This is a genomic window from Enterobacter sp. R-1.6.2 (assembly GCF_035064085.1).
GTDB lineage: Bacteria > Pseudomonadota > Gammaproteobacteria > Enterobacterales > Enterobacteriaceae > Enterobacter > Enterobacter asburiae_B.
In genome coordinates, this window is sequence record NZ_JASEYI010000001.1 from 332,109 (window position 1) to 356,762 (window position 24,654).

The 24,654-nt window shown below is 56.7% G+C and carries 23 protein-coding genes; 9 read left to right on the top strand and 14 right to left on the bottom strand.

Annotation, left to right across the window (positions count from 1 at the left end):
* Positions 1-33: 33 nt before the first annotated feature.
* Together QMN93_RS01510 and QMN93_RS01515 are read right to left on the bottom strand one after the other, a co-directional pair.
* Positions 34-2,136, bottom strand: a complete 2,103-nt coding sequence (locus QMN93_RS01510; RefSeq protein ID WP_193139459.1) for a TonB-dependent siderophore receptor — start codon at positions 2,134-2,136, stop codon at positions 34-36.
* A 113-nt stretch (positions 2,137-2,249) separates the two neighbouring features.
* Positions 2,250-2,504: a GlsB/YeaQ/YmgE family stress response membrane protein gene (locus tag QMN93_RS01515; protein WP_008502662.1), complete on the bottom strand. Its 255-nt coding sequence runs from the start codon at positions 2,502-2,504 to the stop codon at positions 2,250-2,252.
* A gap of 208 nt (positions 2,505-2,712) precedes the next feature.
* On the opposite strand from QMN93_RS01515, the gene QMN93_RS01520 reads away from it, so the two are divergent.
* Complete coding sequence (locus tag QMN93_RS01520; protein ID WP_023312174.1) at positions 2,713-3,444, top strand: flagellar brake protein; 732 nt, start codon at positions 2,713-2,715, stop codon at positions 3,442-3,444.
* 37 nt (positions 3,445-3,481) lie between these two features.
* Here the strand turns inward: QMN93_RS01520 and emtA are convergent, their stop codons facing one another.
* A complete protein-coding gene (emtA, locus tag QMN93_RS01525; protein WP_033145813.1) occupies positions 3,482-4,093 on the bottom strand; it encodes a membrane-bound lytic murein transglycosylase EmtA in 612 nt (203 codons plus the stop codon).
* Positions 4,094-4,200: 107 nt separating this feature from the next.
* Here emtA and ldcA point away from each other — a divergent pair, with 107 nt between their 5' ends.
* Both ldcA and QMN93_RS01535 read left to right on the top strand, forming a co-directional pair.
* Positions 4,201-5,115, top strand: coding sequence for a muramoyltetrapeptide carboxypeptidase (ldcA, locus tag QMN93_RS01530; protein WP_063930921.1), 915 nt, complete (start codon positions 4,201-4,203; stop codon positions 5,113-5,115).
* A gap of 97 nt (positions 5,116-5,212) precedes the next feature.
* Positions 5,213-6,946, top strand: coding sequence for a potassium/proton antiporter (locus QMN93_RS01535; RefSeq protein WP_045887993.1), 1,734 nt, complete (start codon positions 5,213-5,215; stop codon positions 6,944-6,946).
* A 97-nt stretch (positions 6,947-7,043) separates the two neighbouring features.
* Here the strand turns inward: QMN93_RS01535 and dadX are convergent, their stop codons facing one another.
* Both dadX and QMN93_RS01545 read right to left on the bottom strand, forming a co-directional pair.
* Positions 7,044-8,114, bottom strand: a complete 1,071-nt coding sequence (gene dadX, locus QMN93_RS01540; RefSeq protein WP_193139461.1) for a catabolic alanine racemase DadX — start codon at positions 8,112-8,114, stop codon at positions 7,044-7,046.
* A 9-nt stretch (positions 8,115-8,123) separates the two neighbouring features.
* Entirely contained in the window at positions 8,124-9,422 is a 1,299-nt protein-coding gene (locus QMN93_RS01545) for a D-amino acid dehydrogenase (RefSeq protein WP_033145816.1), read from the bottom strand.
* Positions 9,423-9,743: 321 nt separating this feature from the next.
* On the opposite strand from QMN93_RS01545, the gene QMN93_RS01550 reads away from it, so the two are divergent.
* A complete protein-coding gene (locus tag QMN93_RS01550; protein ID WP_023293929.1) occupies positions 9,744-11,276 on the top strand; it encodes a SpoVR family protein in 1,533 nt (510 codons plus the stop codon).
* 112 nt (positions 11,277-11,388) lie between these two features.
* Here the strand turns inward: QMN93_RS01550 and fadR are convergent, their stop codons facing one another.
* A complete protein-coding gene (gene fadR, locus QMN93_RS01555; protein ID WP_023336056.1) occupies positions 11,389-12,108 on the bottom strand; it encodes a fatty acid metabolism transcriptional regulator FadR in 720 nt (239 codons plus the stop codon).
* Positions 12,109-12,308: 200 nt separating this feature from the next.
* Between fadR and nhaB the strand changes: the two genes are divergently transcribed.
* Both nhaB and dsbB read left to right on the top strand, forming a co-directional pair.
* Complete coding sequence (gene nhaB, locus QMN93_RS01560; RefSeq protein ID WP_193139463.1) at positions 12,309-13,847, top strand: Na(+)/H(+) antiporter NhaB; 1,539 nt, start codon at positions 12,309-12,311, stop codon at positions 13,845-13,847.
* 143 nt (positions 13,848-13,990) lie between these two features.
* Positions 13,991-14,521, top strand: coding sequence for a disulfide bond formation protein DsbB (gene dsbB, locus QMN93_RS01565; RefSeq protein ID WP_023312182.1), 531 nt, complete (start codon positions 13,991-13,993; stop codon positions 14,519-14,521).
* Between the two features lie 115 nt (positions 14,522-14,636).
* On the opposite strand, the gene QMN93_RS01570 is transcribed toward dsbB, so the two are convergent.
* The 3 genes from QMN93_RS01570 to QMN93_RS01580 all read right to left on the bottom strand — a co-directional run bounded on the left by QMN93_RS01570 (position 14,637) and on the right by QMN93_RS01580 (position 16,153).
* A complete protein-coding gene (locus QMN93_RS01570; RefSeq protein WP_033145818.1) occupies positions 14,637-15,077 on the bottom strand; it encodes a YcgN family cysteine cluster protein in 441 nt (146 codons plus the stop codon).
* A gap of 93 nt (positions 15,078-15,170) precedes the next feature.
* Positions 15,171-15,830 (bottom strand): fumarylacetoacetate hydrolase family protein, encoded by a 660-nt coding sequence (locus QMN93_RS01575; RefSeq protein WP_029742142.1) that lies wholly within the window; start codon positions 15,828-15,830, stop codon positions 15,171-15,173.
* Positions 15,831-15,877: 47 nt separating this feature from the next.
* Positions 15,878-16,153: a YcgL domain-containing protein gene (locus QMN93_RS01580; protein ID WP_029742143.1), complete on the bottom strand. Its 276-nt coding sequence runs from the start codon at positions 16,151-16,153 to the stop codon at positions 15,878-15,880.
* A gap of 123 nt (positions 16,154-16,276) precedes the next feature.
* Here QMN93_RS01580 and minC point away from each other — a divergent pair, with 123 nt between their 5' ends.
* From minC to minE, 3 genes are read left to right on the top strand one after another with little or no spacing between them, the layout of a single operon-like run.
* Entirely contained in the window at positions 16,277-16,984 is a 708-nt protein-coding gene (gene minC, locus QMN93_RS01585; RefSeq protein WP_023312186.1) for a septum site-determining protein MinC, read from the top strand.
* Positions 16,985-17,007: 23 nt separating this feature from the next.
* On the top strand, positions 17,008-17,820 hold the full coding sequence (minD, locus tag QMN93_RS01590) for a septum site-determining protein MinD (RefSeq protein ID WP_029742160.1): 813 nt from the start codon (positions 17,008-17,010) through the stop codon (positions 17,818-17,820).
* Between the two features lie 3 nt (positions 17,821-17,823).
* On the top strand, positions 17,824-18,093 hold the full coding sequence (gene minE / locus QMN93_RS01595) for a cell division topological specificity factor MinE (protein ID WP_008500504.1): 270 nt from the start codon (positions 17,824-17,826) through the stop codon (positions 18,091-18,093).
* Between the two features lie 76 nt (positions 18,094-18,169).
* On the opposite strand, the gene rnd is transcribed toward minE, so the two are convergent.
* The 5 genes from rnd to QMN93_RS01620 form a co-directional block, all read right to left on the bottom strand.
* A complete protein-coding gene (gene rnd, locus QMN93_RS01600) occupies positions 18,170-19,297 on the bottom strand; it encodes a ribonuclease D (protein WP_182383715.1) in 1,128 nt (375 codons plus the stop codon).
* 71 nt (positions 19,298-19,368) lie between these two features.
* A complete protein-coding gene (fadD, locus tag QMN93_RS01605; protein WP_023312189.1) occupies positions 19,369-21,054 on the bottom strand; it encodes a long-chain-fatty-acid--CoA ligase FadD in 1,686 nt (561 codons plus the stop codon).
* Between the two features lie 203 nt (positions 21,055-21,257).
* Positions 21,258-21,839: a Slp family lipoprotein gene (locus QMN93_RS01610; protein WP_033145820.1), complete on the bottom strand. Its 582-nt coding sequence runs from the start codon at positions 21,837-21,839 to the stop codon at positions 21,258-21,260.
* A 37-nt stretch (positions 21,840-21,876) separates the two neighbouring features.
* Entirely contained in the window at positions 21,877-22,572 is a 696-nt protein-coding gene (tsaB, locus tag QMN93_RS01615; protein ID WP_193139467.1) for a tRNA (adenosine(37)-N6)-threonylcarbamoyltransferase complex dimerization subunit type 1 TsaB, read from the bottom strand.
* A gap of 66 nt (positions 22,573-22,638) precedes the next feature.
* A complete protein-coding gene (locus QMN93_RS01620) occupies positions 22,639-24,549 on the bottom strand; it encodes an ATP-dependent DNA helicase (RefSeq protein WP_182383717.1) in 1,911 nt (636 codons plus the stop codon).
* Positions 24,550-24,654 lie beyond the last annotated feature (105 nt).

The window sequence follows — 24,654 nt, forward strand, 5'->3', positions numbered from 1 at the left end:
AGATCCCTCAGCACCGGGAAAGGGAAACGATCGTCAGAAACTATAACTCGCCCCTAACTGATACGTCCTGTCACGCCCAATCCAGCAGTTGGTCGCGTCGTAGCAGGTCAGCGTCTCTTTATTAGTGATATTCTGCGCGCTGGCTTTAAGCGTTAGCCCTGCCAGCGAGGGCAGGATTTCACCCATCCGGTAGGAAGCCGCCAGATCGTACTGCGTGGTGCCGCCCAGCTTACCCGCATCGTTTGCCGGAGAGATTTCCATCGGCCCGGTGTAGCGTGCGCCCGCTCCCAGCATTAGTCCTTTCAGCGGCGTGTTGTCAAAGGTGTAATCCCCCCAGAGGTTGAAGGCATTCTCCGGCACCTGCGTTGGACGTTTACCTTTGTATTTGTCATCTTCCCGGTTGATCGCGTGGGTGTACGCATAGTTGGCAATCAGCGTCAGGTTGTCCGTCGGACGGCTGATGGCGGAGAGCTCTGCCCCTTTGGATTCCACTTCCCCGGTCTGACGATAGTTCAGGAAGCCCGGATCGGAGGTGACGACATTTTTCTGCCGGATGTTAAACACCGAGGCGGTAAAGGTGGTGGCGTAGTCGGCCAGCAGATATTTCACCCCGCCTTCCACCTGCTTGCTGGTAGTCGGTTTGACGTCTTTCGCCACGAGCGTACCCTGCGGTGACACCGGCGCGAAACCTTCTGAATAGCTGATAAACGGCGAAATCCCGTTATCGAAGGCGTAAAGCGCGCCCAGGCGTTTGGTGACGCGATCCTGCGATACCCAGGCTTTATCACCGTTTTGCAGGTAGTTGGTGGTAACGGAGCGGTAATCGTCGTAGCGCAGGCTGCCCAGCAGGTTGAGGCCGCCAAACTCTACCTGATCCTGTAAGTAATAGCCGTTCTGCTGGTAGCTGAGACGGTTTTTCTGGGCGGTATAGAGCCCCAGCGCGCTTTCCTGGATCTGCGAATAGTCAGGATGCCGCATATCGATGCCCGGCGTGGCCGACGCGTAGCGATAGTGGAAATGGGAGTTCAGCTTCTGATAGTCAAACCCGGCCAGCAGATGGTGTTTCCACTCGCCCAGCGCAACGGTTTTGGTCACCTGGTTGTCGATGTTGAAGCTCTTAAGGTCTTCATCGGTGGTGTAGGCAAAGCGGTTGAGCTGATACGCCTCGCTTCCCGTCCCTGTCGCGTAGACGCTGCGCTGGTGGGTATCGACGTCGAAATAGCGCGCTTTCTGATTAAAGCCCCAGCCGCTGTCAAACTCATGTTCAAATCTGTAGCCCAGCATCCACTGACGCTGCTTAAACCCGCTCCATTCGTCTCCGGCATAATCGCGCTTGCCCGCATATTTCGAGTGCAGGTAGGCGAGCGGCAGCGGGTTAGACGGCGTCAGGCTCGGGGTGTTTTGCGCCAGCGCGTCCAGGGTGAGGCGGGTTTTGCTGTCGGGCTGCCAGGTGACGGACGGCGCAACCAGGTAGTTTTCATACCGGGTAGTGTGCGGCTGATCGTCGTTTTCCGTGGCTTTGCCCAGCAGACGGTAGTTCCAGTCGCTGTCGGCAATCTGCCCGGTTGAATCGAGATAGCCCTCTTTCAGATTACGGTTTCCGGTGTTAACGCCGATTTCGGTTCGGGCTTCCCGCTGCGGTTTTTTACTTTGAATATTCACCAGCCCGCCCGGCGAACCGCCGCCGTAAAGGACCGATGAGGGGCCTTTCAGGATATCAACGCTGTCGATCAGCAGCGGATCGATGCGCGCTTTGGTATTGCCGGTGACGTTATAGGGCAGCTGCAGCCCGTTGTAGAACTCCTGGTCAACGGTAAAGCCACGAATTTTATATTCGCTCATGTAGGAGGTATTCCCCCGCACCTCGGTTGAGACGCCCGGGGCATAGCGCAGGATTTCATTCACCGAATTCGCGTGACGCTTTTCAATTTCCGGCGCAGAGAGGGTCGTGATGACCTGCGGCGTTTTACTTTCGGCAACGGCCGATTTCGTGGCGCTGTTCGTCCAGGCCGGCAGCGCGCTGCCCTGCTCTGAGCCCGTGACGACGATGGTGGATTCTTCGGCAAACGCCGGGACCTGCAATGCCAGCGTGACGGCCCCTGCCAGAGCGCAAAGCGTAAAACGTGAGGTATTCATAATGTCGTCTTGTTGTTAGATGCAATACGGAACGACAATTATTATCATTTAGATTAACAAATCAATACTCAGGCAAAAAAAACGGCCCTCCGCAGAGAGCCGTTTACGTCAATTTATGCTCGTCGCAGTAACCTGAATATGCCCAGCACCACAATGGCACCCACGACAGCGACCAGAAAACTGTGCAGGTCGAAACCACTTATGTTGCCTCCAAAGCCAAACATCGTCGCCAGCCAGCCGCCCACAACCGCACCAACGACCCCGAGTACACAGGTCAAAATAAAGCCGCCGCCATCGTTTCCCGGCATGATCAGTTTAGCGATAGCGCCAGCAATAAGACCAAAGATAATCCAGGCGATGATACCCATAGCGATGCCCTCTTGCAGGTTTAACGCGTGCGCAGAAAACCTTCTGCGCAGCTAACTTAAGTATAGGTCATCGCCGGAAAACCATTTTCATCTCACCGACTTATCTTTGGTTAAACAGGCAAAAAAAACTCACCGGTTTGTATTAAGTTTCATTGCAGATTGCCGATAACGCTAAGACAGTCTGTCATCAATCAAGGAGCCATCCGGCGTGAGTCATTACAGTGAGCAGTTCCTCAAGCAAAATCCGCTGGCTGTATTAGGGGTATTACGCGACCTGCAAAAAGGTGAAGTGCCGCTGCGCATCAGCTGGTCGAATAATCAGTTCATCAGCAAGATCCTTGACGCCTCGCAGGATCGGCTGGTGATTGATTTAGGCAGTCAGGAGTATGAAAACCGCGCGGCGCTGAAAGCGGAGAATATCGCGGTGATGGCCGAAACGCAGGGCGCCAAAGTGGAGTTTGTCCTGTCGCGGCTGGAACTGAGCGAATACCAGGGACTGCCGGCTTTTGTTACCCCGCTTCCGACCAATCTCTGGTTTGTTCAGCGTCGTGAATATTTCCGCATCAGCGCCCCGCTCCATCCCGCCTATTTTTGTAAGGCCAAAATGCCGGACAAAAAAGAGATCCGCTTCCGCCTCTTCGATCTGTCGCTGGGCGGCATGGGCGCGCTGATGGACACGCCGAAACCGGACGGGCTGGTAGAGGGCATGCGGTTTACGCAAATCGAACTGGATATGGGAGGCTGGGGTCGCTTTTATTTCGATGCACAGCTGATTGCGATCAGCGACCGCACCGTCGTGGACAGCAAAAATGAAACCATTACCACGCCGCGTCTGAGCTTTCGTTTCCTCAACGTCGGGCCTGGAGCAGAGCGTGAGCTTCAGCGTATTATCTATTCCCTGGAGCGAGAGGCGCGGGAACGCGCAAATAAAGTTCTGTGAAGAAATCGGGCAGCGTGACCGCCGCCCGTCTGCGGCATTACATGGCATCCATCGCTTTCTGTACTTTCCAGATATAACGAGGCGCCTGTGGTGCCGGGTGATTTTTCGCCACATGTTCAAAGAATTCGTCTTTGTCCATGCCGTTAATCTCTTCTATCGCCTCTTTGCGGTCAGAGGAGAAGGTTCTGAGCAACGCGCCGGCACCGTTAACGTAAGACACCACCAGCGCGTACTGCATCACCTCTGGATCCTTAATCCCCTTCAGCACGCCATGCTCCATGATGCTCAGGTAGGCCGTGCCCATTGAAATGTTGCGTTCCGGGTTCTTCAGCTCGCTGGTCGACGGCTGGCCGCTCCAGCCCATGTAGCGATAAACCTCTCTCCCCGCCGTTGACGCTTTAAGCTGCATCAGCCCCACCGCGTTGGACTTGCTGACAAGCGTGGGATTACCGCCGGACTCCACCGCAATAATCGCCGTGATGAGACGCGGGCTGACGCCCCAGGCCTTCCCGGCTTGCTCACTGATCGGCATCCACTGCATGGCCCGTTTCACCGGCACTTCCGGGTTCCAGGGCGGGTTTTGATAATCATGTTTTGAACTACAGCCAGCAAGCAACACAATCAAAAAAGCAAACCATCTCAATTTCACGTCATCTATCCTTATAGCCGGTCATCGCGGTGCGCCGCCTCTTGAAGCAGGCAGCGTATAAGCGGCATGATATAGACAATTAGTTTCTCATTCAGCAAGGAATTGCCATGTCTCAGTTTCATCTCATCGCGCCGTCGGGCTACTGCATTAACCAGGACGCGGCGCAGCGGGGCGTTCAGCGTTTGCTGGAATCTGGCCATCAGGTAGAAAATCAGACGATTATCCCCCGCCGCCAGCAGCGTTTTGCCGGTACCGAAGCGCAGAGGCTGAATGATATCAATAGTCTGGTGAACCTGACGGGCGAAAACCGGGTTGTGCTTGCGGTGCGCGGCGGATATGGCGCGAGCCGGCTGCTGGAGAGCATTGACTGGCAGGGGCTGGCACTGCGCCAGCAGCAGGATCCGCTGCTGATCTGCGGCCACAGCGATTTCACCGTCATCCAGCTTGGGCTGCTGGCCCTGCATAACGTCATCACCTTCAGCGGTCCGATGCTGGCCGGTAACTTCGGCGCACCGGAGCTGGATGCGTTTACCGTGGAACATTTCTGGCGCGCGCTGCGCAATTCTACCTACAGCGTGGAGTGGCAAGGCAATGGGCCGCACTGGGAATGTGAAGGCCAGCTCTGGGGCGGCAACCTGGCGATGCTGGTCTCGCTCATCGGCACGCCGTGGATGCCGCAAATCGAGGACGGCATTCTGGTGCTGGAAGATATCAACGAACATCCGTTCCGCGTCGAACGCATGCTCTTGCAGCTTTATCATGCCGGCATTCTTGAACGCCAGTCCGCGGTTGTGCTGGGCAGCTTCAGCGGCTCTGCTCCGAATGACTATGACGCGGGTTACTCCCTGGAGACCATGGTCGACTTCGTTCGCTCGCGGCTGGATATTCCAGTCATCACCGGTCTGGATTTCGGCCACGAGCAGCAAACCGTGACCCTGGCGCTGGGGGCGCACGCCACCCTGATCCATAATGATTCTGGCAGCCGGCTGACCATCAGCGGTCATCCTGTCATAAAGGCATAAAAAAGCCGTTATACCCCCTTAATAAAACGCTGTTGCCGTTGTTAATATGTTAGGGTTTTAGTAACAGCGTTAACATTGAGGTGGGAGTAAGAGAACATTGGATGCCGCAGCGATAATCAGCCTTTTCATTTTGGGTTCCGTCCTTGTAACCAGCAGTATTTTATTAAGTTCATTTTCATCGCGTCTCGGCATACCTATTCTTGTCATTTTCCTCGCCATCGGCATGCTGGCCGGCATTGATGGCATTGGCGGTATCCCATTCGATAACTACCCCTTCGCCTACATGGTGAGTAACCTCGCGCTGGCGGTGATCCTGCTGGACGGCGGGATGCGCACCCAGGCGAGCTCCTTCCGCGTGGCCTTAGGGCCTGCGCTGTCGCTCGCCACGGTCGGCGTGTTGATTACCTCTGGCCTCACCGGGATGATGGCCGCGTGGCTTTTCCATCTCAATATCATGGAAGGTTTGCTGATTGGCGCCATCGTGGGCTCAACCGATGCGGCAGCGGTATTTTCCCTGCTCGGCGGAAAAGGGCTTAACGAACGCGTTGGCTCCACGCTTGAGATTGAATCCGGCAGTAACGATCCGATGGCGGTATTTCTTACCATTACGCTTATCGAGATGATTCAGCAGCATGAAAGCGGGCTGAGCTGGATGTTTGCGTTACATATCCTGCAGCAGTTCGGTCTGGGGATTGTCATCGGCCTGGCGGGGGGCTATCTGCTACAGCAGACGATCAACCGCATCTCGCTGCCCGCGGGGCTTTACCCCCTGCTGGCGCTGAGCGGCGGCATTCTTATTTTTGCCGTCACCACGGCAGTGGACGGCAGCGGCATTCTCGCGGTCTATCTCTGCGGGTTCCTGATGGGCAACCGCCCTATTCGCAACCGCCATGCCATTTTGCAGAACTTTGACGGCCTGGCGTGGCTGGCGCAAATCGGCATGTTCCTGGTGCTGGGCCTGCTGGTTACGCCATCGGACCTGCTGCCGATCGCCGTTCCGGCGCTGCTGCTTTCCGCGTGGATGATCTTCTTCGCCCGTCCGCTGTCGGTATTTGCAGGCCTGCTGCCGTTTCGCGGCTTCAACCTGCGCGAGCGGGTCTTTATCAGCTGGGTTGGCCTGCGCGGCGCGGTGCCGATTATCCTTGCGGTGTTCCCGATGATGGCCGGTCTGGATAACGCGCGGCTGTTCTTTAACGTGGCGTTCTTCGTGGTGCTGATTTCCCTGCTGTTCCAGGGAACCTCGCTCGGGTGGGCGGCGAAAAAAGCCAAAGTGGTGGTCCCGCCCGTGGGCTGGCCGGTCTCCCGCGTGGGGCTCGATATTCATCCGGAGAACCCGTGGGAACAGTTTGTCTATCAGCTGAGCGCCGACAAATGGTGCGTGGGAGCCTCGCTGCGCGATTTGCACATGCCGACCGAAACGCGCATTGCCGCCCTGTTCCGCGATAATGTCCTGCTGCACCCTACCGGCAGCACCCGCCTGCGCGAGGGGGATATTCTCTGCGTGATTGGTCGCGAGCGCGACCTGCCCGCGCTGGGCAAGCTGTTCAGCCAGTCGCCTCCGGTGGCCCTGGACCAGCGCTTCTTCGGCGATTTTATTCTGGAAGCGAGCGCCAAATTTGCGGATGTAGCGCTGATTTACGGCCTGGATGAAGGGCTGGAGTACCGCGACAAGCAGCAAACGTTAGGGGAAATCATTCAGCAACTGCTGGGAGCGGCCCCCGTCGTCGGCGACCAGGTAGAATTCGCCGGGATGATCTGGACGGTTGCGGAGAAAGAAGATAACGCGGTCAGAAAAGTCGGCGTCAGGCCGATGGAAGAGGAAACCGAGTAGTTGTTTTTTTGCCGGGTGGCGCTAACGCTTACCCGGCCTACGTTCGAGGGTTTTGTAGGTCGGGTAAGGCGAAGCCGCCACCCGACATAAATATATGTTACACCGTCACAACCGGCACTCTCGGTGCCAGCGCGCACATCAATTCGTACCCCACCGTGCCCGCCGCGGCAGCCACGTCGTCAATTTTGATTTCGTTACCCCACAGCTCGACGGGTGAGCCAATGCCCGCCTGCGGGCATGGCGTCAGGTCAACGGCCAGCATATCCATAGATACGGTGCCCACCGTTCCCGTGCGAACCCCATCGACCCAGACCGGCGTGCCGGTCGGCGCGATGCGCGGGTAGCCGTCGGCATAACCGCCCGCCACGATGCCAATCCGCTGCTCGCCCTTTGCCCGGTAGCGGCTGCCGTAGCCCACCGTGTCCCCGGCCTTCAGCGTCTGCACGCCAATGATTTCACTGCGCAGGGTCATGACCGGCTTCAGGCCGCTGTTGGCGATATCCTGCCACTGACCGGAGGGAGACGCGCCGTAGAGAACGATCCCCGGGCGCACCCAGTTATAGTGCGCCTCGGGATGCCACAGCGTGGCCGCCGAGTTCGACAGCGAGCGCGGGCAATCCAGCCCTTCAGCCGCCTGCTCAATGCGGACCATGGCATCGGCAATACCGTCGGGTTTTTCCGCGTCGGCAAAATGCGCCATCAGCGTCATTTCGCCCACGTTTTTCATGGCGCGCAGCTGCTGCCAGACCGTATGCACCCGCTCAGGCTGGAAGCCCAGGCGGTTCATGCCGCTGTTCACCTTGAGATAGATATCCAGCGGAGCATGGAGCTTCGCATCCTGGAACGCCTTAATCTGCCAGTTGCTGTGAACGCTGGTGGTCAGCCGGTACTTATCCAGCAGCGGCAGATCGTCCGCATGGAAGAACCCTTCCAGCAGTAGAATCGGCCCTTTCCAGCCGCGCTCGCGCAGCAGAATGGCCTCTTCCAGATTCAGGAGCGCAAAACCGTCGGTCGCGCTCAGCGCGCTCCAGATACGGTCAATACCGTGGCCGTAGGCATTCGCTTTCACCACCGACCAGACGCGCGAACCCGGGGCCGCCCGACGAACAATTTGCAGATTATCCTTGAGGGCCTGCAGGTTCAGCTGGGCCAGAACAGGACGGGACATGACAACTCCTTAGCTATGCGCGCCGTGCAGGTGCTGTGGACGCGAAGGCGTAAACCCCGATTGATAGCGCGCGGCGCTTAAATCGTCAAACGGAATTGCCGGCGTGCGCCCGGAAATCAGGTCGCTCAGCAGCTGGCCCGATCCGCAGGCCATCGTCCAGCCGAGCGTGCCGTGTCCGGTATTGGTCCACAGGTTTTTGTAAGGCGTGCGGCCTACGATCGGCGTGCCGTCAGGGGTCATCGGACGCAGGCCGGTCCAGAACGTCGCCTGCTCAACAAAACCGCCGCGCGGGAAGAGATCGCCCACGACCATCTCCAGCGTTTCACGACGCGGCTGCAGCAGTTCGGTGTTGAAGCCAACAATTTCCGCCATGCCGCCCACACGAATGCGGTTGTCGAAGCGGGTAATGGCGATTTTGTAGGTTTCGTCCAGAATGGTCGACACCGGGGCGCCGCTCTCTTCTTTCACCGGAATGGTCAGCGAGTAGCCCTTCAGCGGATAGACCGGAATGTCGAGAATGCCTTTCAGCATGGCGGTGGAGTACGAACCAAACGCCATCACGTAGGCATCGGCTTTGATTACCTCGTCGCCGCACTTCACGCCGTAAATTTTTTCGCCTTCCGACAGCAGCTTGTCGACGGAGGTGTTAAAGCGGAACTTCACCCCCGCCTGCTCGCACATTTGCGCAAGACGTTGCGTAAAGAGCTGGCAGTCGCCGGTTTCGTCATTTGGCAGGCGCAGGCCGCCGGTCAGCTTGTGCGCCACTTCCGCCAGCGCCGGTTCAACCTGGCCAAGCTGGCTGGCTTCCAGCAGCTGGTACGGTACGCCGGCATCTTCCAGCACGGCGATATCGCGGGTGGCATTCTCGTACTGTTGCTCGGTGCGGAACAGCTGCAGCGTCCCGCCCTGGCGGCCTTCGTACTCAATCCCCGTCGACGCGCGCAGCGCTTTCAGACAGTCGCGGCTGTATTCCGCCAGGCGCACCATGCGCCCTTTGTTCTCCATGTAGTGGCGGGTGTCGCAGTTGCGCAGCATCTGCCACATCCACTTCAGCTGGAACTGCGTGCCGTCAAGGCTGATGGCCAGCGGCGCATGGCGCTGGAACATCCATTTAATCGCTTTCAGCGGAACGCCCGGCGCAGCCCACGGCGCCGCATACCCCGGAGAGATTTGCCCGGCGTTCGCCGCGCTGGTTTCAAGCGCCGGACCGGATTCACGATCGATAACGGTTACGTCATGTCCCGCCTGACTTAAATACCAGGCGCTGGTTACCCCAACGACACCACTTCCCAGTATGACAACACGCATAGCCACTCCATTATGTGCAAAAGAACAATCTTCTAATTACGGATTGATAACCTAGTTGAAAATATTATTCAACATACGACTTTTTTATGGTGACTTACCTCACACATCCCCCAGCATCAGGGGATAGTGCTAATTTGGGATCTCCTGCTGCGCGTTATTTTTAACCAGCATAATATGCTGCGGCATACCGTTTTTTTGCCGTATCAAAAACGCGAAATCGCAAAGAAAAAATTTCTGCCCCAGCACGCTTTTTAACACGTTGATCTATGCTTGAAAGGAGGCTCTCCAGACAGAGAGAGCACCCACAACGAGGGCGCGCTAATGGCTACTATTGATTCCCTGAACAAGGACAACACACGTCTGAGCGATGGACCCGACTGGACCTTCGAGCTGCTGGATGTTTACCTCGCCGAAATCGACCGGGTCGCAAAGCTGTATCGTCTGGATACCTATCCCCATCAGATTGAAGTCATTACGTCCGAACAGATGATGGACGCCTACTCCAGCGTCGGGATGCCGATTAACTATCCGCACTGGTCGTTTGGTAAAAAATTTATTGAAACGGAACGGCTGTATAAGCACGGCCAGCAGGGGCTGGCGTATGAGATTGTGATTAACTCCAATCCGTGTATTGCCTATTTAATGGAAGAGAACACCATTACCATGCAGGCGCTGGTGATGGCGCATGCCTGCTACGGGCACAACTCATTTTTCAAGAATAACTACCTGTTCCGCAGCTGGACGGATGCCAGCTCCATCGTCGATTACCTGATCTTCGCCCGTAAATACATTACCGACTGCGAAGAGCGCTACGGCGTGGACGAAGTGGAAAAACTGCTCGACTCCTGCCACGCGCTGATGAACTACGGCGTGGACCGCTACAAACGCCCGCAGAAAATCTCCCTGCAGGAGGAGAAAGCCCGGCAGAAGAGTCGCGAAGAGTACCTGCAAAGCCAGGTGAACATGCTGTGGCGAACCCTGCCGAAGCGTGAGGAGGAAAAAACGATCGCCGAAGCGCGTCGTTACCCGTCCGAGCCGCAGGAAAACCTGCTCTATTTTATGGAGAAGAACGCCCCGCTGCTGGAGCCGTGGCAGCGTGAGATCCTGCGCATCGTGCGCAAGGTGAGCCAGTATTTTTACCCGCAAAAGCAGACGCAGGTCATGAACGAAGGCTGGGCGACCTTCTGGCACTACACCATTCTTAACCATCTGTACGACGAGGGAAAAGTGACCGAGCGGTTCATGATGGAATTCCTCCACAGCCATACCAACGTGGTGTTCCAGCCGCCCTACAACAGCCCGTGGTACAGCGGGATTAACCCGTATGCGCTTGGCTTCGCCATGTTCCAGGACATTAAGCGTATCTGCCAGTCGCCGACGGAAGAAGACAAGTACTGGTTCCCGGACATCGCCGGTTCTGACTGGCTGGAAACGCTGCACTTTGCGATGCGCGACTTTAAGGATGAGAGCTTCATCAGCCAGTTTATGTCGCCGAAGATCATGCGTGACTTCCGCTTCTTCACCGTGCTGGACGACGATCGCAACAACTATCTGGAGATTTCCGCGATCCATAACGAAGAGGGATACCGTGAGATCCGCTCTCGCCTCTCTTCCCAGTACAACCTGAGCAATCTTGAGCCAAATATTCAGGTATGGAACGTCGATTTGCGCGGCGACCGCTCCCTGACGCTGCGCTATATTCCGCACAATCGCGCGCCGCTGGATAAAGGGCGTAAAGAGGTGCTGAAGCACGTGCATCGCCTGTGGGGCTTTGACGTGCAGCTGGAGCAGCAGAATGAAGACGGGAGCGTCGAGCTGCTGGAACGTTGCCCGGCGCGGTTGAATACGCTGTAGCGTTTTTTTGCCGGGTGGCGGCTACGCCTTACCCGGCCTACGGGTTTTGTAGGCCCGGTAAGCGAAGCGCCACCGGGCGAAAAAAAACCTCTCGTATGAGAGGTTTTTTCTTTTAGCGAGTCTGAATCGCTAAATCACCCGGCAGCGTTTTCTGCATACGGTGCCAGATTTCACCGGAATCGTGACCGTAGCGGCGCACCGTCTCATAAACCTGATCGTGCAGACCTTCGGTACAGAGCTTGCTCAGCTTGTGGTAGAAGCCCAGCGCCAGGCTACGCGCTTCCGGATTGGCAAAGTAGTGGCGGCCAATGCGGGTGTAAAGCCCTTTCATACCGTTGAGGATCAAGCCATACACCGGGTTGCCGGAGGCAAACGCCAGGCCGCGGAACACGTTGTAATCGAGAGTGGCAAAAGCATCGGCGTGATCTTCCACCTCGTTCGCGCTGGCCAGCACCGCAAGGGCGTCTTCCGGATGCTGACGGAAAGCGGTACGAATAAAGATCGTCGCGATGTTGGTGCGAACGGAGAGGAGATTATCAATGAGCTGCGGCACGCTTTCATGGTCAAGACGCGCCAGCGTTTCAAGAATGTTCAGCCCGGACGTTTCCCAGAAGTTGTTCACTTTCGTAGGCTTACCGTGCTGGATCGTCAACCAGCCATCGCGCGCCAGCCGCTGAAGCACTTCACGCAGCGTGGTGCGAGTGACGCCAATCAGTTCAGAGAGTTCGCGTTCAGCCGGAAGAATGGACCCCGCAGGGAAACGATTATTCCAGATGCTTTCGATGATGTACTCTTCCGCGAAACCCGCCGGGCTCTGCGCCTTAATGACCATAGTGAGATTTCCATTACACAGCTTTAGCAAATTGGACTCATCATACCAGAGGCACGCAGTGGCAGGTAGCGCGGCAAAGAGAGAAAAGAGGGATCGCCGTTTCATTTTTGTGAAATTTACAATGCAGCCTTATCCGCCTCCAGGCCGCGATTTTTGCGTATACTGATGTTTTGTCTTACTTGACGGGAAGGACGTCTGTTGTGGAAATTTCTTTTGGGCGCGCGCTATGGCGCAATTTTTTAGGTCAGTCTCCTGACTGGTATAAGCTGATACTGCTGGTTTTCCTGGTCGTTAATCCCATCATTTTTAGCGTGAATCCCTTTATCGCCGGCTGGCTGCTGGTGGCGGAGTTTATCTTCACCCTGGCCATGGCGCTGAAATGTTATCCCCTTCTGCCGGGCGGATTGCTGGCGTTTGAAGCCGTCGTCGTCGGTATGACCAGCGCCGGGCATGTCAAAGCAGAGCTGGCGTCTAATCTCGAAGTGCTTCTGCTGCTGATCTTTATGGTGGCGGGTATCTACTTTATGAAACAGCTGCTGCTGTTCATCTTCACGCGCCTGCTGCTCAGCATTCCGTCGAAAATGTTCCTCTCGCTGGCGTTTTGCCTTGCCGCCGCCTTCCTGTCGGCGTTCCTGGATGCGCTGACGGTCGTTGCGGTAGTGATCAGCGTCGCGGTTGGGTTTTACGGAATTTATCACCGCGTGGCCTCCTCTCGCCCAAATGAGGACCTGCAGGATGACAGCCACGTCGAGGCGCATAACCGTGACGTGCTGGAACAGTTCCGCGCGTTTCTGCGCAGCCTGATGATGCATGCCGGCGTGGGTACCGCGCTGGGCGGCGTGATGACCATGGTCGGCGAGCCGCAAAACCTGATCATTGCCAAAGCGGCGGGCTGGAACTTCGGTGATTTCTTCCTGAGAATGGCACCGGTGAGCGTACCGGTGCTGATCTGCGGGCTGGCGACCTGTCTGCTGGTGGAGAAGTTTCACCTCTTTGGCTACGGGGCGCAGCTCCCGGAGCCGGTTCGTCAGGAGCTGCATAAATTCGATGTGCAGAGCCGAAGCCAGCGGACACGCCAGGAGACGCTACGACTGATTGCTCAGGGGATCATCGGCGTCTGGCTTATCGCGGCGCTGGCGTTCCATCTTGCCGAAGTGGGGCTGATTGGCCTGTCAGTCATTATTCTCGCCACCACCTTTACCGGCGTGACGGACGAACATGCCATCGGCAAGGCGTTTACCGAAGCCCTGCCGTTTACCGCCCTGCTGGCGGTGTTCTTTGCCGTCGTGGCGGTGATTATCGACCAGCACCTGTTCGCGCCGATTATTGCCTTTGTATTACAGGCCTCACCGGATGCTCAGCTCTCGCTGTTTTACCTGTTTAACGGCCTGCTCTCGTCGATCTCAGATAACGTCTTCGTCGGGACGGTCTACATCAACGAGGCCAAAGCCGCTATGGAGCAAGGCGTTATCAGCGCCGGACAGTTTGAGCTGCTGGCCGTGGCGATCAATACCGGAACCAACCTGCCGTCGGTGGCGACGCCAAATGGCCAGGCCGCCTTCCTGTTCCTGCTGACCTCCGCCCTCGCGCCGCTCATACGTCTTTCTTATGGCAGGATGGTATGGATGGCGCTGCCCTATACGCTGGTGCTCACGATCGTCGGATTGCTTTGCGTCAAAATTACCCTCATTCCCTGTACGCAATGGCTGGTACAAGCGGGTATACTTGCGGCGCAGTAAACTATGCATCTCGGGCAGTTCGCTGCCCGTTTGCCTTTTCGCACGATAAACATCCAATTACGTTTTATTTCGCCAGGTACAGGTGGCGCGAAAAACGAATTCGTTTACACTGCGCTTTCTAAGCATGTTCCAGGGAAATGATTATGTTGAGATTTTTAAACCAGTGCTCCCGCGGTCGCGGAGCGTGGTTGTTAATGGCCCTGACCGCCTTTGCGCTGGAAATGGTCGCGCTGTGGTTCCAGCATGTAATGGGACTGAAACCTTGCGTACTGTGTATTTACGAACGCAGCGCGCTGTTCGGCATTATGGGTGCGGGCCTGGTGGGTGCGATTGCCCCAAAATCGCCGCTTCGCTATGCCGGTATTGCCATCTGGATCTACAGCGCCTGGAAAGGAATTGAACTCTCCTGGCAGCACACCATGATGCAATTGCATCCGTCACCGTTTATGACCTGTGATTTTGCCGCCCGCTTCCCAAGCTGGCTGCCGCTGGACAAATGGCTGCCGCAGGTGTTTGTCGCATCCGGTGACTGCTCCGTTCGCCAGTGGGAATTCCTGACGCTGGAGATGCCGCAGTGGCTGGTGGGCATTTTTGCCGCCTACTTCGTCGTGGCGCTGCTGGTGCTGATTGCTCAGCCGTTCAAACCGAAGAAACGCGATTTGTTCGGGCGCTAAGTTGCCCGGCAGCGCTTCGCTTGCGCGGGCCTACGGTTTTGTAGGTCGGGTAAGCGCAGCGCCACCCGACACAACAGCGCACAATAAAAAACCCGCCTCGGCGGGTTTTTTAATCTCAACGGGTCGGGTGGTTCATGATGTGATCTTCCCAGTCCTGCACCTCGGACTCTTTCACCGCAATGTGGCGCACAGAAATACGTTCACCGTGCATCGCCGCTTTTGAACCGGTTAACAGCGGATGCCAGTCAGGCAGACCTTTCCCTTCCGCCAGCAGGCGATACGCGCAGGTATGCGGCAGCCATTCAAACGTCGGCAGATTATCCCGGGTTAACTTGATGCAGTCAGGCTCAAATTCAAACCGGCGCTCATAGTTGCGGCACTGGCAGGTTTTAATGTTTAACTGCTTGCAGGCAACGTTGGTGAAGTAGATTTCATCCGTATCTTCATCCATCAGCTTGTGCAGGCAGCACTGCCCGCAGCCGTCGCACAATGATTCCCATTCCGCGTCAGTCATGTCGTCGAGAGTTTTGCTTTGCCAGAAAGGGATGTCGTTCATCAGGATGTCCACACGTCAAAAGAAAGCGCACCTTATAACGAGTCTGGCACGTTGTTGCAAGTTTTGCCGCCCTCTTCAGGCGGCAAGATGGGGTTACAGCACGCGGGTTTTAAGCGACAGGCCGTTGAAACCGACCTCAAGCTCGTCACCGCTGAGTAGCGGGCCAACGCCTTCTGGGGTTCCGGTCAGGATCACATCGCCCGGCTTCAGGGTAAAGAAGCGACTCATGTAGGCGATCAGCGGCACAATCTTATGGATCATGTCTGCCGTGGTGCCCTGCTGGCGGATCTCACCGTTAACCTTGAGGCTGAGCGGCGTGTCCTGCGGATCGCCGGTAAATTCGCTCACCGGCACAAACGCCGAAATCGGGCAGGAATTATCAAACCCTTTGGCTTTTTCCCACGGCTGCCCTGCTTTCTTCATTTTGCCTTGAACGTCACGCAGGGTCAGATCCAGCGCCACACCGTATCCGGCAATCGCTTTTTTAACATGTTCTTCTGAGGCCTGGCGCAGCGTCGCGCCGATCAGCACGGCAAGTTCAACTTCGTGATGCACCGAGCCCAGCCCCTGCGGCAGCGCCAGCGGCTGGCGGATATCGCACAGCGCCGTTTCAGGCTTAATAAACAGGACCGGTTCTTCTGGCGTCGCGCTGCCCATCTCCTGAATATGTTTTGCGTAGTTGCTGCCCACGCAAACCACTTTGCTGACGGGATAATCCAGTAATGCACCTTGCCAGTTATGATGTTGATACATGGTCGACCCCTAAACGGTTGATGTGTTGTGCCCAAAAACAGTTGAGACTATTTTTTACCGTTCGCCTCAAGATGCTGTTTTAATAAATTCTCGGGTGGCGGTGGAAGCTGTAAATAATAGCCTTGCTCGGCTAAGGCCGTTTTCACTTTATCCAGATCGGCATTAATCAGTTTCTTACGACCATCAAGCGGCAGCAGCATCGCCAGCTGTGGTCGGCCAAAGTTCTTCATTAATTCTTCAGGCACGCGTGAAAAATCGTCTTTCTTTTCGACATAAAGATAGGTCTGGTCACGGCTTGTACTTCTGTAGATCACACAAAACATGTTTTTACTCTGAATTAATGGGTGGTTGCTTGCCTCAATATACTCCTGACTATAACATGCCTGATACTCTTCGGAATATCGCAGCGAGTGGTTGCGGTTAATAGCAAATTGAGTAAGGCCAGGATGTCAAACACGCCCATCGAGCTTAAAGGCAGTAGCTTCACCTTATCAGTGGTACATTTGCATGATGCAAAACCCGAGGTTATTCGTCAGGCGTTAGAAGACAAAATCGCCCAGGCTCCCGCCTTTCTGAAGCACGCCCCTGTTGTTATCAACGTCAGCGGTCTTGAGGCTCCGGTTAACTGGAAACTTCTCCAGCAGGCCGTCTCCTCGACCGGACTGCGTATCGTGGGCATCAGCGGCTGCAAAGATACTGAGCTGAAAGCGGAAATTGAGCGTGCGGGGCTGCCTCTTCTGAATGAGGGCAAAGAAAAAGCCTCGCGTGCGGCACCCGTTGCCGTGCAAACGCCCCCTCCTGCGGTGCAAAACGTTACTACCGTCACAAAAACGCGAATGATTGATGTGCCGGTTCGTTCCGGTCAGCGCATTTATGCACCAAACTGTGATCTGATTGTTACAAGCCACGTCAGTGCTGGCGCTGAGCTGATTGCAGATGGCAATATTCACGTATACGGTATGATGCGTGGACGTGCGCTCGCAGGTGCAAGTGGCGATCGAGATGCGCAAATATTTTGTACTCACCTGACGGCGGAACTGGTGTCCATCGCAGGTGAATATTGGCTGAGCGACAAGATCCCAGCCGAATTTTATGGCAAAGCGGCTCGCCTGCTTCTGGCAGACGACGCGTTGACCGTTCAACCGTTGAATTGATCCCTTTTTAACAAGGAATTTCTATGGCACGCATTATTGTTGTTACTTCGGGTAAAGGAGGCGTTGGCAAGACCACCTCCAGCGCGGCCATCGCTACTGGTTTGGCCCAGAAGGGAAAGAAAACCATCGTTATCGACTTCGATATCGGTCTGCGTAACCTCGACCTCATCATGGGATGTGAGCGTCGCGTCGTGTATGACTTCGTAAACGTCATTCAGGGCGATGCCACGCTTAACCAGGCGATGATCAAAGACAAGCGCACCGAGAACCTCTACATTCTCCCGGCTTCTCAGACGCGTGACAAAGACGCCCTGACCCGTGAAGGCGTGGAAAAGGTGCTCGACGATCTGAAAAAAATGGATTTCGACTTCATTGTCTGCGACTCCCCTGCGGGCATCGAAACCGGTGCCCTGATGGCGCTCTACTTCGCTGATGAAGCGATCATCACCACCAACCCTGAAGTTTCATCCGTGCGTGACTCAGACCGCATTCTGGGCATCCTCGCTTCTAAATCCCGTCGTGCGGAAAATGGCGAAGACCCGATTAAAGAACACCTGCTGCTCACCCGCTACAATCCGGGCCGCGTGAACAAAGGTGACATGCTGAGCATGGAAGACGTGCTGGAGATCCTGCGCATTAAGCTGGTGGGCGTTATCCCGGAAGATCAGTCCGTGTTACGCGCCTCTAACCAGGGCGAGCCAGTGATCCTTGATACATTGGCAGATGCAGGTAAAGCTTACGCCGATACCGTTGACCGTCTGCTGGGAGAAGAACGTCCTTTCCGCTTCATTGAAGAAGAGAAGAAAGGTTTCCTCAAACGCCTGTTCGGAGGATAAGTTATGGCATTACTGGACTTTTTTCTCTCGCGGAAAAAGAACACCGCCAACATCGCAAAAGAACGTCTGCAAATTATCGTTGCGGAGCGTCGTCGTAGCGACGCCGAGCCTCACTACCTGCCGCAGCTGCGTAAGGACATCCTGGAAGTGATCTGTAAGTATGTGCAGATTGACCCGGAGATGGTCACGGTGCAGCTGGAACAAAAAGACGGGGATATTTCGATTCTGGAGCTGAACGTTACGCTCCCGGAAGCGGAAGAGTCGCGTCCGTAGGTTTGTGTTTTCGCCGCCCCGGTAAGCGCAGCGCCACCGGGGAAATATGCCGGGTATATCGCCCGGCATATTTTTTTTATCGCGGGTAACCGTCCAGCAGCGTATTCAGGCGATCGGCCATCAATTCCCCGCGCCATCCCGCCATCATCTCCGGCACGCCATTCTGCGGCTTCAGCTTCCAGTGCCAGTTCAGCAGCTGGTTAATCTGACGACGTGAGGCGAGCAGTTCCGCGCTCAGCTTGCTTTCCGTTGCAACCGCCTGCACCAGCGCTTTGATATCCTTAAACGCTTTGCGATAGCCCGGCATGTCCATCAGGTTCAGCTGCGGTTCCGGCAGCGCATCTTCCGGCAGCTCCTGCGCTTTGGCGACCAGCGCCAGCAGGGTTTTACCGTGGAAGCGGATCTCGCTGCCCGAAAGCCCAATGCTGTCCAGCTCGCCCAGGCTGCCTGGCATATAGCGCGCGACCGCCCAGAGATGCTCTTCGCGAACCACAAAGTTAACGGCCAGATCGCGCTCGCGCGCTTTACGCAAGCGCCAGTCTGCCAGCAGCTGCAGGCATGCCAGCTGACGCGTGCGCAGCTGCCAGGCGTTGCTGATATCGCGCCAGGCCTCTTTCGGGTCAACCACTTCCTGACGACGCTGCTGGGTCATACGGCACTCGTCCAGCGCAGCAGCGAGCCAGCCGGAGGCTTCTGCCTCTTTCATCAGCTGTCCCGCAATCGGCAGCAGGTAAAACACGTCTGCCGCCGCATACTCCAGCTGACGCTCTGTAAGCGGGCGCGCCAGCCAGTCGGTACGGGATTCGCTTTTATCCAGCGTCAGGCCCGTATACTCCTCCACCATGGCAGCAAAGCCCCATGAGAGCGGACGATTGCTGAATGCCGCGAGGATCTGCGTGTCAATCAGCGGCTGGGGCATGATGCCAAAGGTGTTCAGAAAGACTTCCAGATCCTCACTGCCTGCGTGCAGGTATTTCGTCACGGCGGTATCGAGCAGCAGGTCACGCATCGGCGTCCAGTCGGTAATGCCGAGCGGGTCAATCAGCGACACGTGTTTACCGTCATACATCTGAATCAAACCCAGCTGCGGATAATAGGTCCGGGTACGGACAAACTCGGTATCCAGGGCAATGGCAGGAAAGTCGCGCGTCACTTCGCACAGCGAAGCCAGCTCGTCGTTGGTCGTGATCATCTGGTAATTCAAAACGGGTTCTCTTTTGTTTGCGCCCATAAAAAACGCCGGCTTAACCGGCGTCTGGGCGATTAGCGTGAAGCTCAGGCCTTATTGTCTACTTTGCCACGGGCTTCGTCACGTAATTCTCGTCGTAATATCTTTCCGACGTTGGATTTCGGCAGCTCATCGCGGAATTCAACCAGCTTCGGCACCTTGTAGCCCGTCAGCTGACGACGGCAGAACGTTACCAGCGCCTCCTCCGTCAGGGAAGGATCTTTCTTGACCACAAATATCTTAACCGCTTCACCGCTGCTGCCGGAAGGGACGCCGACAGCCGCCACTTCAAGTACGCCGCTGTGCTGCATAACCACGTCTTCGATCTCATTCGGATAGACGTTGAAGCCGGAGACCAGGATCATGTCTTTCTTGCGATCGACGATGCGCAGGAAGCCCTCGTCATCCATTACCGCGATATCACCGGTGTGCAGCCAGCCGTCTTTAATGATTTCGTCGGTCGCATCGGGACGCTGCCAGTAACCCAGCATCACCTGCGGACCTCTGACGCAAAGCTCACCCGGCTCGCCCGGCGCGACTTCGTTATCGTTATCATCGACCAGTTTGGCCTCGGTGGAAGGAACCGGCAGACCAATGCTTCCACTGTGATAGTCGATATCGTGTGGGTTCACGCTGACCAGCGGAGCACATTCCGTCAGCCCATAGCCTTCCAGCAAATACTGACCGGTGAGCTTCACCCAGCGCTCGGCGACCGCCTGCTGAACCGGCATGCCACCGCCCGCAGAGAGATGCAGCGTGGAGAAATCCAGCTGCTGGAACTCTTTGTTATTAAGCAGCGCGTTAAACAGGGTGTTCACCCCGGTCATGGCGGTGAACGGATATTTCGCCAGCTCTTTCACCAGGCCCGGGATATCGCGAGGGTTGGTGATGAGGATGTTCTGGCCACCCAGTTCAATAAACAGCAGGCAGTTCATGGTCAGCGCAAAGATGTGATACAGCGGAAGCGCGGTGATCACCACCTCTTTGCCCGGATGCAGAAGCGGCCCGTAGGTGGCGTTCACCTGTTCAAGGTTTGCCAGCATATTGCGGTGGGTAAGCATGGCCCCTTTGGCGACGCCGGTAGTCCCGCCCGTGTATTGCAGAAACGCAAGATCTTCCGCGACCACTTCGGGTTTCACATACTGCATACGGTAGCCCGCATGCAGCGCGCGGCGGAAGGAGATGGCGTCCGGCAGGTGGTATTTTGGCACCAGGCGCTTGACGTATTTAACGACAAAGTTAACCAGCGTGCCTTTGGCGGTGGAGAGTTGATCCCCCATGCGCGTCAGGATGACGTGTTTAACCTGGGTTTTGTCGACCACTTTTTCCAGCGTATGGGCGAAGTTGGACACAATGACAATCGCGGCCGCGCCGCTGTCGTTCAGCTGATGCTCCAGCTCGCGCGGGGTGTACAGCGGGTTGACGTTGACGACAATCATCCCGGCTCGCAGGATACCGAACAACGCCACCGGGTATTGCAGCAGGTTCGGCATCATCAGCGCGACGCGGTCCCCTTTTTGCAGCCCCAGCCCTTCCTGAAGATACGCCGCAAACGCCCGGCTACGCTCCTCAAGCTTACGGAACGTCATGACCTCGCCCATATTCACGAATGCGGGCTGGTCCGCGTAGCGCCTTACCGAGTGCTCAAATAATTCCACCAGGGATTGATAACGGTCAGGATTGATCTCAGCAGGAACATCTGCGGGATAACGGTTAAGCCAAACCTTCTTCAATGCATCACCTCTGAAATGAGTGTTCGTCGTCATCACAACCCCGATAATAAACAGTTTGTTAACATTATATTAACTCAGCGTACCAGTTTATTAATTGTTCAGATTTAAGGTTGCGAAGCGCGTCACTCTTTTTTTTCGTTTTATCCGTAAAAAAACAGAGACAGCGGCTGAGCCGCTGTCTCTTTTCTAACAATAACAGTAAGTTACTCAGTAACGATCGTCTGAACCTGTGCAGGACCCGGGTTATACCAGCCCCAGCCAGGGTAGCCGTAACGATAAGGATGTGGACCCCACATCCACGGATCCATCGGCTGAGGCGGCATGATCACCTGCTGTGCCAGCCGCCAGCGTTTATACCCGTTGACCTGCATGGTCATAAATTTATACGGCGTGCTGCCGATTTTGCCCTGCACGGCGCCGGTAATCGGCCCGACGACGGTCACCAGCTGCCCGCGAAAATCGACCGGATCGAGGAAACCGCTGACGTCCGCATAGATACGCCCGCGAGAGGCCTCACCCAGTACCGGCCGCGCGCCGCTGTCCAGCGGAACGGTCGCGATCTCGAGGCGGGTTTTCCCCTGCTGGTTTTGTACGTCTATGACCTTACCGCCAAAGCGCGCTTCCTGGCCGACGTAAAGCTCAGGCGCATTCATCACCCGAACCAGATCCTGCTGTGGCGTCGGGCTGCTGCCCTTAATCGCATCAGGAACGGAAACGCATCCGCTCAGTGCTATGGCAACTGCGCCTGCCATAATAAGGCGTACTACTTTAGTTCGAACCGCCATGATGCGACTCCTTTTTCTCAGTTCCTGTTACTGAGATTCACTCGCGGCCCGGAAGTTTCTTCCACGCAACGGTGTTTCGCAAATAAACCGGCTCCGCGTGTTCAACGGCAACGGTTTTTCCTGCCGCGAGCAGCTGGCAGGCAATCGGAAGCATGTCTTCCGCAGCCGGCAGCAGCATGTTGCCGTCCACCAGCGTCACCCCGGTGTCGTTTGCCATGTCTGGCCACGCCGGCCAGCCGGTGCCGACGGTTGCCCACTCGCCGGAGAGCTGCTGCAGCCGCTCAGTGACCGCTTCCGGCTTGAGCACGGCTTCCGTCTCTTCGCCGTGCCACACGCCCTGCTCGTCGCGGGTGTATTCGGCCCAGTAAACTTCGCCCATGCGGGCATCAATCGCGGCCAGCACGCGCGTTGCCCCGGTCATGCGCCATGCGCCCTGCGCCATGGTGGCAAGCGTAGAGACGCCGATCATCGGCAGTTCGGCGCCCAGCGCCAGCCCCTGCGCAATGCCAATCCCGATACGTACGCCCGTAAAGCTGCCGGGGCCACGGCTAAAGGCCAGCGCATCGAGGTCGGTTAAGGAGGTGTTGCCCTGGGTTAAAATGGCTTTTACCAGGGGCAGAATGCGTTGGGTGTGTTCCCGTGGGCACTCTTCGAAATGAGCAGAAACAGCACCGTCGTTCAACAGAGCGACAGAGCAAGCCTCTGTCGCGGTATCAATAGCCAGAATTCGCATCAGTCGTCGCGCTCTCGCAAGGGTCAGTCACAAAATGGCGCGCATCTTAGCACACTCCGGGGTAAATTACTCCGCCGTTGGGTTTGCCAGGAAACGCACCGCGCGTTTTATGTCCCGCGTCCGCGGTGCGGGCGGCAGGCTGGCAAGGAAGGTCGCTCCGTAAGGGCGCATCACCAGCCGGTTATCGCAAATGACCAGCACCCCGCGATCGGTAACGTCGCGGATCAATCGCCCTACCCCCTGCTTGAGCGTAATCACCGCATCCGGCAGCTGTACCTCATCGAAAGGATCGCCCCCGCGCAGACGGCAGTCTTCCATGCGCGCCTTCAGCAGCGGATCGTCCGGAGAGGTAAACGGCAGCTTATCAATAATTACCAGCGAGAGCGTATCGCCGCGCACATCGACCCCTTCCCAGAAGCTGCTGGTTGCTACCAGCAGGGCATTTCCGGCGCTGACAAACTGCTGTAACAGCTGGCCTTTACTGGTTTCACCCTGCAGCAGCACCGGCAGCGTCATGGTGGCGCGGAACTGCTCGGCGAGGTCACGCATCATGGCGTGAGAGGTGCAGAGCATAAAGCAGCGGCCGTTGTTGGCCTCGATCATCGGTTTTAACATCGCAGCCAGGTGGCGCGCCGCCCCCGGCTGGTTCGGCAGCGGCAGATTACGAGGCACGCAGAGCAGCGCCTGTTTTTCGTAATCGAACGGGCTGGGCAGGAGCAGCGATTCCGCATCCTCAATGCCAAGACGTTCCGTGAAGTGATGCAGATCGTCATTCACCGACAGGGTTGCCGAGGTGAAGATCCAGCTTCCCGGTTTTTGCGCCATCACCTCTTTAAACTTATCCGCTACCGTCAGCGGCGTGAGCGCCAGGGTGAAATGCCGCGAGGTGCACTCATACCAGTAGCTGAACCCCGGCTGGTTAATCTCTTTCAGCCGTTTGAGCCGCCCGCGATAGAGCGTGGCGCGTTCGAAGGCCGCATCCAGCAGCACGGAACGGCCAAGCGACAGTTTTGCCACGTCGTAGCAGAGTTCGAGGGCATCATCGAGCAGCAACAGCGCGCGCTGGATGTTTTTGTCCGCCAGCAGCTCGCGCAGGTTACCGCGATAGCCCGGCTCACCAAGCTGTAAGCGGAAATCCTGCGCGCTTTGGGCAAGACGGTCGGCGCACTTCTGCAGCTGCTGGGTATCTTTGAGTTCGGTCCGGTAAGCGATGGTGAAATCTTTCGCCAGATCCTGCAGCTGGCGGCTGGAAAGCGACTGGCCGAAGTACTGGCTGGCGATGTCCGGAAGCTGGTGGGCTTCGTCGAAGATCATCACGTCCGCCTCCGGGATCAGCTCGCCGAAACCGCTGTCCTTGACGACCATATCCGCGAGGAACAGATGGTGGTTCACCACCACCACATCCGCGTCCATCGCCGTTTTGCGCGCTTTCACTACAAAGCAGTCTTTATACAGCGGGCAGTCGCTGCCGAGGCAGTTGTCGTTGGTGCTGGTCACCAGCGGCCAGGCAGGCGAGTCTTCCGGCACGCTCGCGCAGGTGCTTATATCGCCCTCTTCGGTCTGGTTCGCCCAGGCGCGAAGGATAATGACGTCGCTGAGGGTTTGCACCGGCAGGTCACCGCCCGCCAGCGCCTGCTGCTCAAGACGTTCCAGGCAGAGATAGTTGGAGCGCCCCTTCAGCAGGGCCAGACGCCCCTTGTATTTCAGCGCTTTCGCCACCGTGGGCAAATCGCGGCTGTAGAGCTGATCCTGCAGCGCCTTCGAACCGGTGGAAATAATCACCTTCTTCTTCGCGCGCAGCGCCGGAGCAAGGTAAGCATACGTTTTACCCGTGCCGGTTCCGGCTTCGACCACCAGCGGCTGAGCCTTATCGATGGCGCGTGCAACGGCGTGCGCCATCTGGCGCTGAGGTTCACGGGGCTTGAAGCCGGGAATAGCCTGCGCTAATTGACCTTCAGGGGAAAAATCGTCTGCCACGGTGCTCTCTCACTGTATTTTTGCACAGGGATTATGTCAGCCCAACCTCTCCTGTGCCACCCCAAATAGTGACGACAGGAGAACAATATGGCAGTCTTGCCGCCT

Coding starts and splice junctions, on each gene's coding strand:
- QMN93_RS01510 (WP_193139459.1), bottom strand. CDS start 2,136: ATGAATACCTCACGTTTTACGCTTTGCGCTCTGGCAGGGGCCGTCACG.
- QMN93_RS01515 (WP_008502662.1), bottom strand. CDS start 2,504: ATGGGTATCATCGCCTGGATTATCTTTGGTCTTATTGCTGGCGCTATC.
- ldcA (WP_063930921.1), top strand. CDS start 4,201: ATGTCTCAGTTTCATCTCATCGCGCCGTCGGGCTACTGCATTAACCAG.
- dadX (WP_193139461.1), bottom strand. CDS start 8,114: ATGTCCCGTCCTGTTCTGGCCCAGCTGAACCTGCAGGCCCTCAAGGAT.
- QMN93_RS01545 (WP_033145816.1), bottom strand. CDS start 9,422: ATGCGTGTTGTCATACTGGGAAGTGGTGTCGTTGGGGTAACCAGCGCC.
- QMN93_RS01550 (WP_023293929.1), top strand. CDS start 9,744: ATGGCTACTATTGATTCCCTGAACAAGGACAACACACGTCTGAGCGAT.
- fadR (WP_023336056.1), bottom strand. CDS start 12,108: ATGGTCATTAAGGCGCAGAGCCCGGCGGGTTTCGCGGAAGAGTACATC.
- dsbB (WP_023312182.1), top strand. CDS start 13,991: ATGTTGAGATTTTTAAACCAGTGCTCCCGCGGTCGCGGAGCGTGGTTG.
- QMN93_RS01570 (WP_033145818.1), bottom strand. CDS start 15,077: ATGAACGACATCCCTTTCTGGCAAAGCAAAACTCTCGACGACATGACT.
- QMN93_RS01575 (WP_029742142.1), bottom strand. CDS start 15,830: ATGTATCAACATCATAACTGGCAAGGTGCATTACTGGATTATCCCGTC.
- QMN93_RS01580 (WP_029742143.1), bottom strand. CDS start 16,153: ATGTTTTGTGTGATCTACAGAAGTACAAGCCGTGACCAGACCTATCTT.
- minC (WP_023312186.1), top strand. CDS start 16,277: ATGTCAAACACGCCCATCGAGCTTAAAGGCAGTAGCTTCACCTTATCA.
- minD (WP_029742160.1), top strand. CDS start 17,008: ATGGCACGCATTATTGTTGTTACTTCGGGTAAAGGAGGCGTTGGCAAG.
- minE (WP_008500504.1), top strand. CDS start 17,824: ATGGCATTACTGGACTTTTTTCTCTCGCGGAAAAAGAACACCGCCAAC.
- QMN93_RS01610 (WP_033145820.1), bottom strand. CDS start 21,839: ATGGCGGTTCGAACTAAAGTAGTACGCCTTATTATGGCAGGCGCAGTT.
- tsaB (WP_193139467.1), bottom strand. CDS start 22,572: ATGCGAATTCTGGCTATTGATACCGCGACAGAGGCTTGCTCTGTCGCT.